The sequence below is a fragment of the Actinoallomurus vinaceus genome (assembly GCF_039542055.1).
Classification (GTDB): domain Bacteria; phylum Actinomycetota; class Actinomycetes; order Streptosporangiales; family Streptosporangiaceae; genus Actinoallomurus; species Actinoallomurus vinaceus.
The window spans coordinates 168672-180776 of record NZ_BAABHK010000008.1 but is presented as its reverse complement, the minus strand read 5'-3'; the positions used below and the strand labels follow the sequence as shown (position 1 = coordinate 180776).

General features: G+C 71.3%; 11 protein-coding genes. 7 read left to right on the top strand and 4 right to left on the bottom strand.

Going from position 1 to position 12105, the window contains the following annotated elements; genetic code table 11:
* Positions 1-107: 107 nt before the first annotated feature.
* From ABEA24_RS27450 to ABEA24_RS27435, 4 genes are all read right to left on the bottom strand, one after another.
* Positions 108-779: a hypothetical protein gene (locus tag ABEA24_RS27450; RefSeq protein WP_345434014.1), complete on the bottom strand. Its 672-nt coding sequence runs from the start codon at positions 777-779 to the stop codon at positions 108-110.
* Entirely contained in the window at positions 776-1423 is a 648-nt protein-coding gene (locus ABEA24_RS27445) for a hypothetical protein (RefSeq protein ID WP_345434013.1), read from the bottom strand. Before ABEA24_RS27445 ends, ABEA24_RS27450 begins: the two co-directional genes overlap by 4 nt.
* A gap of 193 nt (positions 1424-1616) precedes the next feature.
* Positions 1617-2585 (bottom strand): threonine ammonia-lyase, encoded by a 969-nt coding sequence (locus tag ABEA24_RS27440; protein WP_345434012.1) that lies wholly within the window; start codon positions 2583-2585, stop codon positions 1617-1619.
* Between the two features lie 260 nt (positions 2586-2845).
* Positions 2846-3001, bottom strand: coding sequence for a hypothetical protein (locus ABEA24_RS27435; protein ID WP_345434011.1), 156 nt, complete (start codon positions 2999-3001; stop codon positions 2846-2848).
* 178 nt (positions 3002-3179) lie between these two features.
* Between ABEA24_RS27435 and ABEA24_RS27430 the strand changes: the two genes are divergently transcribed.
* From ABEA24_RS27430 to ABEA24_RS27400, 7 genes are all read left to right on the top strand, one after another.
* On the top strand, positions 3180-4952 hold the full coding sequence (locus tag ABEA24_RS27430; protein ID WP_345434010.1) for an HSP90 family protein: 1773 nt from the start codon (positions 3180-3182) through the stop codon (positions 4950-4952).
* Positions 4949-7633: a hypothetical protein gene (locus ABEA24_RS27425; protein ID WP_345434009.1), complete on the top strand. Its 2685-nt coding sequence runs from the start codon at positions 4949-4951 to the stop codon at positions 7631-7633. Before ABEA24_RS27430 ends, ABEA24_RS27425 begins: the two co-directional genes overlap by 4 nt.
* A gap of 40 nt (positions 7634-7673) precedes the next feature.
* Complete coding sequence (locus ABEA24_RS27420; protein WP_345434008.1) at positions 7674-7967, top strand: hypothetical protein; 294 nt, start codon at positions 7674-7676, stop codon at positions 7965-7967.
* Positions 7968-8222: 255 nt separating this feature from the next.
* A complete protein-coding gene (locus tag ABEA24_RS27415) occupies positions 8223-9245 on the top strand; it encodes a hypothetical protein (RefSeq protein WP_345434007.1) in 1023 nt (340 codons plus the stop codon).
* On the top strand, positions 9181-9684 hold the full coding sequence (locus ABEA24_RS27410) for an IS200/IS605 family accessory protein TnpB-related protein (RefSeq protein ID WP_345434006.1): 504 nt from the start codon (positions 9181-9183) through the stop codon (positions 9682-9684). The genes ABEA24_RS27415 and ABEA24_RS27410 overlap by 65 nt, the downstream gene beginning before the upstream one ends.
* A gap of 210 nt (positions 9685-9894) precedes the next feature.
* Positions 9895-10260, top strand: coding sequence for a cupin domain-containing protein (locus ABEA24_RS27405; RefSeq protein WP_345434005.1), 366 nt, complete (start codon positions 9895-9897; stop codon positions 10258-10260).
* Between the two features lie 164 nt (positions 10261-10424).
* On the top strand, positions 10425-11786 hold the full coding sequence (locus ABEA24_RS27400) for a pentapeptide repeat-containing protein (RefSeq protein WP_345434004.1): 1362 nt from the start codon (positions 10425-10427) through the stop codon (positions 11784-11786).
* Positions 11787-12105 lie beyond the last annotated feature (319 nt).

The following is a 12105-nucleotide window of genomic DNA, read 5'->3' as shown; positions in this document are numbered from 1 at the left end:
GCCTCACGGCCGCGCGCCGCCGCATCGCCGCCCTTGAGGCCGCCGCCCCGGACGAACCCGGGGCGACCGGCTGACCGCCGGCGCCCCGGGCCCGAATCGACTCACTTCTACGCGTACGACGCCGGAACGCACACCGACACCGGCCTGTTCACCGTGTCGGACGTGTTGCCGATGTACGCCGTGACCCCGGCGTCGGCGTTCAGGCAGATCTTCCCGCCCTTGTCGATTCCCTTCCCATCGCTGCCCCAGTGCCACTTGACCGGGGCGCCGCTGTTGAACTGCTCGTAGTGCGACCCTCGGCCGTACGTTGTCGCCCGGTCGGCGGCCGTGGTGCTTCCGCAGCGTTTGGTCGTGTAGACGCTGACGCCCCACTGTTTTTCGTGGTCGACGCCGATCGTGATGCCGATCTTCCGGTTGCACTTCCAGTCGTACCAGCGCTGGTCGAGCCTGGTCCGGCTGACCGTGGCCTTCTTGGCGCCTTTCCCGCACTTGTTGGCGACCTTCACATCGACCTTCGGATTGATCAGGGTCGGGTCGTGGAACCGCACGCGGATGTTCTTGTTGAACTTGTATGCGTTCCGCTGGTACTGCACGTGCCCCGACAGCCGCACGACGAGCGACCTCTTCAGCTGCTTGGAAGTGAAGCAGTAGCCGGTGGAGTAGGAGTGGCTCAAGGTCTTCTTGCCGAGCGGCGGGTAGGCCGAGGCCAGCGCGGGTGTGGGCGCGATGAGCGCGCCCGCGGCGATCGTGGTCGCGGCGACGATGACGCGACGGATCACTTCGCCCCCCACGACGCCGTCACGCAGATGTCGAGTTGCCTGAAGGCCATGTCGGACCTGTTGCCGATGTACGCGACCGCGGCGGCGTCGGCGTTCAGGCAGATCTTGCCGCCCTTGTCGATGCCCTTCCCATCACTGCCCCAGGACCAGCGCACCGGCGCGCCGGAGTTGTACTGCGTGTAGTGGGAGCCCTTGCCGTAGTTCGTCTTCCGATCCGCGGCCTTCGTCTTACCGCACTTGATGGTGCCGCTGACCCCGACCGACCAGGGGTAGCCGACGAACACCGAAACCGAGGTCTGGCACTTCCAGTCGTACCACTTCTGGGTGAGCTCGGTGCGATCGACCTTGGCCGCCTTGGCGCCCTTGCCGCACTTGTTCGTGGTCGTGACGGTGACCGTGGGATTCACGAGCGTCGGGTCGAAGAAACGGACGCGGATGTTCTTGTTGAACTTGTATGCGTTCCGCTTGTAACGGACCGTCCCCGAAAGCTTCTCGTTGATCCCCCGCTTCAATTCCTTGGAATAATGGCAGTAGGTCTTCGAGTACGGTCGACTCAGGGTCTTCTTTCCAAGGGGCGGGTAAGTAGATGCCTGCGCTGGCGCCGACGCGAGCAGGACGCCGACCATGGAGGCGCCAACGGCCACCGCACCCGCCGTAACATACTTGAAACTCAACGCCCGACCTTCGCTTTCAGCGGGGAATGTTCCGCAGAAAGTAACACTCGGGATAGGCATGAAAAATGAGCCGCGAGTCCCGATCAGGCTGATGCGGTGGCCCTATTGTCGACCGCGCGAGTTCATGCTATGTTCACCTGCTCCTCCGGCCGCCGAATTCGGCTCATCCGGCCGGGTCGGCGGCGGCCAGCACCTCGGTGACCTCGGCGGCCGACGCGTTGCCTCCCGTGCAGACGACCCCGACCCGCCGCCCGGTGAATTCGGCGCGGCGGGCGAGCAGCGCCGCCAGCGGCGCCGCCCCGGCTCCCTCGGCCAGGGTGTGCGCGTGGGTGAGCAGGAGCCGCTGCGCGCTCCGGATCCGCCCGTCCGACACCAGCACGAAGTCGGTCAGGCGGTCACGCATGATCTGTTGCGGCAGGTCGAACCCGCGTCCGGTCGCCAGCCCCTCGACGACCGTGTGGTTCGGCCGGGTGACGCACGCGCCGGCCCGCCAGGAGTCGTGCGCGGCGGGCGAGGACTCCGACTGCACCGCGATGACCCGGCATCGCGGTGCGACCGCCGAGGCGACGAGCGACGCCGCGGCGGCCCCGCTGCCTCCTCCGACGGGCACGAACAGCACGTCGAGATCGGGCACCGCCTCGAAGATCTCCAGGTACAGCGTGCCGACCCCGCTGATCAGCTCCGGCTCCGCGACGCCGATCAGCGTCATCCCACGGTCGTCGGCGACCTTTTCGGCGTGCTCCTGCGCCTCGCTCATCCCCCGGCCGTGCACCTCGACGTCCGCGCCGAGGGCCCGGACCGCGCCCACCTTGGCGGGATTGGGGTTCTCCGGCATCACGATCACGCACGGGACGTCGAAGAGGCGTGCGGCGTAGGCGATCGACTGGGCGTGGTTGCCGGTCGAGAACGCCAGGACGCCGCGTTCACGCTCCTCCGGCCGCATGCCCGCGAGCAGGGTGATCCCGCCGCGCACCTTGAAGGCGCCGGTCGGCTGGGTGTTCTCGTGCTTGACGTGCACGGTGGCGCCGACGACCTCGTTCAGCATGGGGTAGGACCACAGGGGAGTCGGCGGCAGATGCGGTTCGATGGTCCGGCGGGCCCGCAGGACGTCGGTCAGCGACAGCTCGGTCATGGCCACCAGCGTGGCCGCCGGAGCACAGATCAGTCCAATCGATGGTTTCGAGGAATTCAATAGATCAGGCCGATCTATGGCCCCCGACCTTCGGGGAATGACCGCACATAGGGGGTGGCGAGCCGAGCCGCAGGTAAGAGCGGGCCTCACGGGTCAGCGGAGACCGAGGACCGACTGGCCGATCGGGTTTCACAGCAGAGAGCGGCTGGACCCACCCGCCGCTCACCGCCCGCCCCCCGTCCCCGCGGCCGGGGCGGCGTTCACTCGAAGTCGTCGGGGCTGAAGTCCTCCGGATGGGCCGGACCGGTGCTGGGTCCGCTGTCCGGGTCCTCTTCCTCGACGGGCGTCTCCGCCTCCACCGGCGGCGCGCCGCCGGTGTCCCGCTTCGCGTGCTGTGCTTCGTGCGGCTCCCCCATGTCCGCCTCCTTGCTCCGAACACCCCTTGACGGGGCCGGACACCCCGTTGACAGGGGCCGACACGCCTATACCCGCCCCGCGTCTCCCTACGCCACGTCTCGCGATATCGGGGCGCGTGCCGGATAGGCCGCCATTAGGGTGATCGGCAGCAATGCCGATCGATGAGAGGTCAACGGGGTGGACCAGGCGTTCCAAGTCGATCTGCGCGGGGTCGTCGATCTGCTGAGCAGGCACCTGTACTCCAGTCCCCGCGTCTACCTGCGGGAGCTGCTGCAGAACGGCGTCGACGCCATCACCGCTCGCGGCGATGGGCCGGCGCGGATCCGGATCGAGACCGGGGACGAGCTCCGGGTGCACGACGACGGGATCGGCCTCACCGAGGCGGAGGTCCACGAGCTGCTGGCGACCATCGGCCGGTCTTCCAAGCGCGACGAGCTCGGTCTCGCCCGGCACGACTTCCTCGGCCAGTTCGGCATCGGCCTGCTGTCGGCGTTCCTCGTCGCCGACGAGATCACCGTCGTCACCCGCTCCGCCCGTGGCGGCGAGGCCGTACGGTGGACCGGCTTCGCCGACGGGCGCTACCGCGTCGAACCCGGCACCCGGGACGAGCCGGGCACCACCGTGAGCCTGCGGGCCCGGCGTGGGGCGGACGACTGGCTCACCACCGCGACCGTCACCGAACTGGCCGCGACGTACGGCGAGCTGCTCCCCGTCGAGCTGACGGTCGACGGGCGGCGCATCACCGGCGGCGGCCCGCCGTGGCGCGCGGCGTACCCCGACCCCGGCCGCCGCCGCGCGGCGCTCGACGAGTACTGCCGCCACCTGTTCGGGTTCGCGCCGTTCGACGTGATCGACCTGGACGTCCCCGAGGCCGGGCTGACCGGCGTCGCCTACGTCCTCCCGCAGCCGGTCACGCCGACCGCGCGGGGCGCGCACCGCGTCTACCTCAAGCGGATGCTGCTGGCCGAGGGCGTCGAGGGGCTGCTCCCCGACTGGGCGTTCTTCGTCCGCTGCGTGGTCGACGCCGGCGAGCTGCGGCCGACGGCCGGGCGCGAGGCCCTGTACGAGGACGAGCTGCTCGACGCCACCCGCGACGCGCTCGGGCAGCAGGTGCGGCAGTGGCTCGTACGGCTGTCGGAGACCGACCCGGCCCGGCTGCGCGCGTTCCTGCGCCTGCACCACCTGGGCGTCAAGGCGATGGCGCTGCGCGACGACGACATGCTGCGGATCGTCGATCGGTGGCTGGAGTTCGAGACGTCCGCCGGTCCGATGACGCTCGCCGAGTTCCGCACCCGGCACCGTGACGGCCGCTACACCGCCGACCTCGACGAGTTCCGGCGCCTGGCGGCCGTCTCGGGCGCGCAGGGCGTCCCGCTGGTCAACGGCGGTTACGTCTACGACGCCGACCTCATCGAACGGCTGCCCGCCATCGACCCCGACGCCGTCCTGCGGCCGCTCGACTCGTCGGAGCTGACCTCCCACTTCGGTGTGCTCGACCCCGAGACCGAGCTGGCGCTGCGCCCCTTCCTGGCCGTCGCGCAGCGGGCCGTCGACTCGCTGGGCTGTGAGGTCGTCGTCCGCGACTTCGACCCGGCGTCGCTGCCCGCGCTGTACATGACCAGCCGGGCCGCCCGTCACCAGGCCGAGCTCCGCGAGGCGCGCGAGTCCGCCGACGCGCTGTGGTCCGACGTCCTGGGCGCGCTGGAGGGGATGGCGTCCACGAGCGACCGCCCGCAGCTCGTCCTCAACCACCGCAACCCGCTCGCCCGTCGCATCACCGCACTGACCGAGACCGGCCTCATCGAGCTGGCGGTCCAGGCCCTCTACGGCCAGGCGCTCCTACTCGGCCACCACCCCCTGCGGGCCGCCGACACCGCCGTGCTCAACCGGTCCTTCCTCGGCCTGCTCGACTGGGCCGTCCACGACCCCACCCCGGAGGAGGGCTCATGACTGTTGAGCAGGCGTATGAGCTGATGGGCCGCGCCGGAGAGCTGCCGTACGGCCAGGCGCGGACCATCATGGTGGAGGAGGCGCTGCGCCAGGCGGAGTCCGCCGGCGACGACCGCCTCGCCTACCGGATCCGCAACCACCTGCGCACGGAGTACGTCCAGAGCGGTGAGCGCGCCAAGGCGTTCGCGGTGTTCGCCCGCTGCCTCAGCGACTACGACCGGAACCCGGACTGGGGCGAGGAGCATGTCCTCTACTGGGGGTTCAAGTCCACCGTCACCGGGCTGACGAAGTTCCCCGAGATCCCGCTCGACCGTACGCTCGCGGTGCTCGACGACATGGAGCGCCGCTACCGGCTGGCCGGCGAGGGGCTGCAGCCGGTCTACATGTGCCGTACCGAGGTCACCCAGCACATCCACGGCGCGGAGGCCGCCGAGGAGTGGTACACCCGGTGGCACGCGGCTCCTCGTACGCCGCTGTCGGACTGCGAGGGCTGTGACCACAGCACGAAGGTCTCCTACCTGGCCGCGCGGGGCCGGGACGAGGACGCGGTCGCGCTCGCCGAACCGCTGCTGCGGGGGGACATCGGCTGCGACGAACAGCCCCAGACGATCCTCACCGAACTGCTCCCCGTCTTCCTCCGCACGGGCCGCCTCGAGGCGGCCGCCGACGCGCACCGGCGCGCGTACCGGGCCCAGCGCGACCGGCTGTCCGAGCTGTCCGCGATCGCCTATCACCTGGAGTTCTGCGCGCGCAGCGGCAACGAGGCCCGCGGCCTCGAAATCCTCGAACGCCACCTCGGCTGGCTCGATCGCGCCCCGACCCCGCACAACGGCATGCGGTTCGCCGCCGCGGGCGCGCTGCTGCTCCGGCGGCTCGCGAAGATCGGCCACGGGGACGTCACCGTACGCCGGCCGGCCCACGGCGACCGGCCCGCCGGGGAGGTGCCCGCCGCCGAACTGCGCGAGGAGCTCACCCGGCACGCGCTCGACGTCGCCGCGCGGTTCGACGCCCGCAACGGCACGCCCGAGCAGAGCCGCCTCATCCGCGAACTGCTCGACGCCGAACCGCTCGTCGAGCACCTCCCGCTGACCCCGTACGCGCGCCGCGCCACGCCGCCGCCCGCCGCCCCGGCGCCGCGCCAGGACGACCTCGCGGCCATCGACGACGTCGACCGGCTGCTCGACCTGGCCGAGAAGCACTGGAGGCGGCGCGAGTCCGACCCGGCGCTCGCCGCCTGGCGGCGCGTCGACGCGATCGCCAGTGACCTCACCCTCGTCCAGCAGGGCCGCCGGGTCGACGGCGAAGGCCTCGAACGCCTCCTCGCCGGGGACGCGCAGGGCGCGGTGGACGTGTGGCGGCGGTCCGCGGACCTGTACGCGCGGGGCGGGGACGAGGAGCGCGCCCAGGCGGCGAGCAGCAGGTACGCCGCGGTGCTCTGCCAGACCGGCCAGGCCGACGCGGGCCTGCCCCTGCTCGAGACCGCCGTCGCGTGGCTGGACGCCAACGCGACCGACCCCCGGCGGGCCCTCGCCGCCCGAGGCCGGCTGGCCGCGGCGTACGGCGAGACCGGCCGTACCGACGAGGCCCTCGCCCTGCTGGACGGCGCACCCGCGGTCGACGACCTCGACGAGCTCGCCGACCTGGAGATGACGCGCGCCCGCATCCTCGCCCCGGCCCGGCGTGAGCCGGAGGTCATCGCCGCGCTCCGGCGAGCCGCCGACGGCTACCGGCGGAGCGATCAGCGCGCCGCCCTCGCCGAGGCCGCCCTCCTCCTCGGTCAGCGGCTGGCCGCGAGCGAGAACGAAGAGGAGGCCGCCGAGGCGGACGCGCTGCTCACCGAGGCCGTCACCCACGCTCCGGCCGACATGCCGGCGTTCCGCGCGAGCGCGTACGCCGTCCGGGGCGGTCGCCTGCTGACGCGCGGGGACGCCGCCCAGGCCGCCGAGGACCTGATCGAGGCCGTCGCGGTCTTCACCGCCGAGGGCTCCCACCACCAGGCCGCCTACGCGCGGCAGGACCTGTGCGTCGCCTACCTCGACACCGGCCGGTTCCTGGAGGCGGCCGAGACCGCCGAGGAGGCGCTGCCGCTGTTCGAAGCGCACGGCGACACCGACGCCCAGCGCCGGGCCCGCTACCTCCTCGCCAACGCCCAGCGCGAACTCGGCGAACTCGACGCCGCCGCCGGCAACTTCACCCGCCTCGCCGAGGACGAACGCGCCGAGCAGCCCACCGTGGCCGCCCGCCTCCTCGTCGAGGCCGGCGACCTGCTGAGCCGCCTCGACAAGGACGCGACCGCCGCCGAACGCTTCGCCGCGGCGGCCGAGGCGTCCACGGCAGGGGGTGACCCGTACGGGACCGTGCAGGCCCTGCGCCGGCAGGCCCTGTGCGTGATGTGGAGCGGCCGGGTGGAGGACGGCCTGGCCGTCATGGTGACCGCGCGGTCCGCGCTGGCCGGCCTGCCCGAGGACGAGCCGGCCGCCCTGACCTGGGAGACGGCCCTCGTCGACTTCGACGAGGCGCGCATCCTCGGCGCGCTGGAGCGTTTCGACGAGGCGATCGCCGGAACCGAGCGCGCGGCCGCCGCCTTCACCTCGCTCGACCAGAAGGAGCCGGCCACGGCCGCCGAGGGCCTGCGCGCCGACCTCGTCGCGGCCCGCTCGAACACCGGTGACACCGGCTGACGGGCAGAGACCCGCCCGCCACGAGCGAAGGTGAGGAATGATGGATCCGCAGAAGCGTGTTCTCGAGCAGCGCTACATCGAGGTCGACGACCTCGCCCACGATCCGACTCTTCTCGACGGCTGCCCACATCGGTACGTCTTCGTCGCCGCTCGCCCGAAAGCCGGCCTTTCGCTCCAGCCTTTTCACGGAAACCTCCCGCGGCTGCTGTGGTGCGTCGAGATGCTCGAGACCCGCGGGTGGGAGCCGGTGGCGTGGGAGACCGGCGGCGGTCCCCAGACCCGGCTGGGCACGCTCATGCGGCGCAGCGGGTCCGGTGCGGAAGGCCGGTCGTGACGACCCGGCCAGCAACGCGCGGAACCGGCACAACCGGGGAAGGCGACGCGCCATGACGGCCCCGCCCTCAATTCGCGGAAACGGCGCTCCTGGGGAAGGAGTCCCGTCATGACGACCCCGTCCTCGACGCGCGGATCCGGCGGACGGCGGCCGGTCCGGGCCGACTGCACACGATGACAACGCTCTGGTAGCCCATCGCATCTGAGTGATTACTATTGGTTGACGTTGCGGTTGGAGCATCGTTAACCTTCGAACGTGCGTTCAGCGGCGCGTCCCGTTTCCCGTCCGGCCGGTGGTCCTGCCCATGGGTTCGCCGCGCCGTTCGTTGCGGTCGGGCCGTCGGGCGTGGCGATTCGTGACCGGCTGAAAGGTCTCACGCCGGCCGATGTGAAGGTACTGCGGCTGGTGGGTGACCACCTGGGCTCGCTTGCCTCCCGCGATTTGAAGGCGCGGTGTGCGGCGGGGCTGGATCACGACACCGGCCAGTGGGCGGATCGGAAGCGGGCTTTGACCGCCGAGTCGTCGTCGCGGTGGGCGGGTTCGATCACGAAGACCACGCATGATCAGTGGGCGCTGGCACGGCGCGGCCGGCTCGCTCACATTCAAAGCTTGGAGGCCGGGATCGCCACGATCACCCACCGGCTGTCGCTGCCGGTGGGTGAGAAGGGCACGAAGCGGTCACCGGGTGGTTACCGCGACGCGGAGGAGTGGTTCGCCAAGACCCGCCGTCTGGGCGTGTTGCAGAACCGGTTGGCCGCCGTTCGGGCGGACTGGCAGGCCGGGCGCGTGCGTATCGTGCGGGGCGGCAAGAAGCTGCTGCGCACCCGACACAACCTGGACGCCGCCGAACTCACCAAGGCCGAATGGCGTAAAAAGTGGGAGGCCGCGCGCCGGTTCCTGGCCGCTGATGGCGAGTCCGGGAAGCGGTATGGGAATGAGACGATCCGTGTCACGCCTGAGGGTGAGGTCAGTATCAAGCTCCCGGCGCCGTTGGTCCGCTTGGCCACCGCCGCACATGGCCGGTACGTCCTGGCCGCGAGGGTGTCGTTCCCGCACCGGGGCGAGCAATGGCGCGACCGGGTGAGCACCAACCGGGCTGTGGCCTACCGCGTTCATGAGGCAACGCGGACGCTGGTATTTGACCGCGTCCTGGACCATCCCACCCGTCAAGATCATGCCCCTGCAAGCCGCCAGGGCCGGTGGGCTGATCGGCGTGGACACCAACGCCGACCACCTTGCCGCCCGGAGACTCGATTCCCACGGCAACCCCGTCGGTAATCCCGTTCGATTCGACTACGACCTGTCCGGCACCACGCAGCACCGCGACGCCCAGGTCCGGCACGCCCTCACCCGCCTCCTGCACTGGGCCGCACGGCACCGGCTTGCGATCGCGATCGAAGACCTGGACTTCACCGCGGACACGACCCGGGAGAAACACGGGCGCCGCAAGCGGTTCCGAAAGCTGATCTCCGGCATGCCCGTGGCCAAGCTACGGAACCGGCTGGTGTCGATGGCGGCCGAACTCGGCATCACCATCGTCGCCGTCGACCCCGCCTACACCAGCAAATGGGGGGCCCAACACTGGCAAAAACCCCTCACCAGCAAGAACCGAAAAGGCCACCCGCCACGACGCGGCGGCGGTGGCGATCGGACGACGCGCCCTGGGACACCCGATCCGGCGACGGACGGCACCGCCCCCTGCTCACCAGAGCGATGAGCAGCGGCATCGGACCGTCCAGGCCGCACCAGGTGCCCCGAGGCGTGAGGAAGCCCGCCCCCGCATCACGGGACCACGGACACGATCCGTGCCGCCCGGGAACGGAGCGAAAGCGGGCAACCAGGACGCTCAACACCGTTCGGAGCGTCCGGCTGAGCATGCACAACTCATGCTCAGTCCCTAGGAACGGTGCTGCTACGGTCGCGCACCGTGGAGAACGTGTACGTGGGCAGGGCCGCCGTGGATGCGGCCGGCGATCGAGGCTGGCTCCTTGGGCATTTCAAGCCGATCGGCGACATCCGGCACAGCGACGACGTCGAGATCAAGTGGGGCGTGCACCCGCGCGGCGACCGGCGGGCGCGGTGGGCCACCGAGGAGAAGCGCACCGCCCTGCTCGTCCTGATCAGCGGGCGCTTCCGCATGGAGTTCCCCGACGGCGACGTCGTACTGGCCGAACCGGGCGACTACGTCGTGTGGGGCCATGGCGTCGACCACTCCTGGCACGCCGAGGAGGAGTCGGTCGTGATGACGGTCCGCTGGCCGTCCATCCCCGGCTACGCCGTCCCCGCCGAGTGACCGCCACGCGGGCTCACGGGAGCGCGTGACCTTGGACACCGCCTGCCGCCGCACGGGGACGCGCATGTGCCGCACCGCTGGAAACGGCGAAAGTCGCCGCCGCCCAGGCACTATTCGTCAAAAGTCACGTATCCCGCTCGATAGGCCGATTTACCGTACGGGATGTGGTCAAGGGACTTCAGAGCGGAACGCTGCCGAAGAGGCGGGCGTGGCGGGTGGCCGGCGCGCTCGCGGCCGTCATCGCCATCCTCGCCCTGCTGACCTTCCTGTTCTGGCCGCTCGCCGACGCGATCGCCGAGCACGACGCACGTCACGTACCTGCGGCGCAGCGAGCGGAGAAGCTCGAGGCGGCCCGCGACGCCGCCCGCGGCCGACTGGTCCAGATCCTCGCCGGGCTGCTGGCGACCGGCGGGTTCGTCTACACGGCACGCAACTTCGCCCTGGCGCGCCAGCAGAGCGAACTCAACCGGATGACATTGGAGCTGGCGACGCTCCAGGCCCAGCGGCAGCAAGAGGACAGCCGTCGCGCCCTGGAGCAGAGCGAAGCGGTCCAGCTCACGGATCGTTTCGCGAAGGCCATCGATCAACTGGGCGGCGAGGCGATCGACATCCGGCTTGGCGCCATCTACTCGCTGGAACGCATCGCCCGCGACTCGCCCCGTGACCATCCCGCGGTGATGGAGGTTCTCGCGGCGTTCGTCCGGCGTACGTCCAAGGCCCGCGGCGAAGAGGTCCCGCAGGATCTGCAGGCGGCGATGACCGTGCTGGCGCGCCGGACACCGGCGGCCGACCAGGGCCGGATCACGTTGCGGGATGCGAATCTGGCCCGGCTCGACCTGTCCGGTGCCGCTCTGGCGGGGGCCGACCTCGCCGGTGCCGACCTGTCCGGTGCGGAGCTCGCCAGGGCCGACCTGACGGGCGCGGACCTGACGCGCGGCCGGCTCGGCGAGGCGCATCTGGACTCCGCGCGGCTGCGCGGAGCCGTGCTCACCGACGCCGTCCTCACCGGAGCCCGGTCACCCGGGGCCGACCTGACCGACGCCGTCCTCACCCGCGCGGACCTGACCAGGGCGACCTTGACGGGTGCGACGCTGTGCGGTGTTCAGGGCGCGGGTGCGGTGTTCCGCGGCACCGACCTGACGGAGGCCGACCTGAGCTCGGCGGATCTCAGCGCGGCCGACCTGACACTGGCCACGATGCGGAGTTGCCTGCTGCCGAAGGCCGTACTCAGCGGGGCGACGCTGTCCCAGGTACGCGCGGAGAACGCCGACCTGTCCACGGCGAAGCTCGACGGCGCCGTCCTCAGCGACGCCCGCCTGTCGGAGGCCGATCTCCATGATGCGGAGCTCGCCGGGGCGAACCTGTCGGGAGCCAGGCTGGACGGCGCGAAGCTGGGCGACGCGGACCTGGGCCGGGTACGGCTCGTCGGCCTGGACCTCACCGGAGCGATCGTGACCGACGCCGCCCGCCTGCCCACCGGCTGGGCGCGAAGCCCATCGGACGGGCGGGTGTGTCGCGCCGCCTGACATGAGCCGTCGCTTCGGCCCATACGCGGACGCCGAGGCGAACCGGCCCGCCCGGCAGGTGTCTGTGGCCGGCCGGTGCGCGAGGTCGGCGTGAAGAACCGACCCACCCCTGCCAGGGCCACCGACGGCCGGGTCCACCGCGCCGCCTGACACGAGCTGCGGGCTGAGCCTGCTCCGGTCGGGCATGCCCGCCGACCGTACGTCGCCGAGACCTTTCGTTGTTCTGACCCCGACAAGTCTCGGCGGTAAGGACGCTGCCACCCGGCAGGTGTCTGTGGCCGGCCGGTGCGCGAGGTCGGCGTATGAGAACCGACCCGCC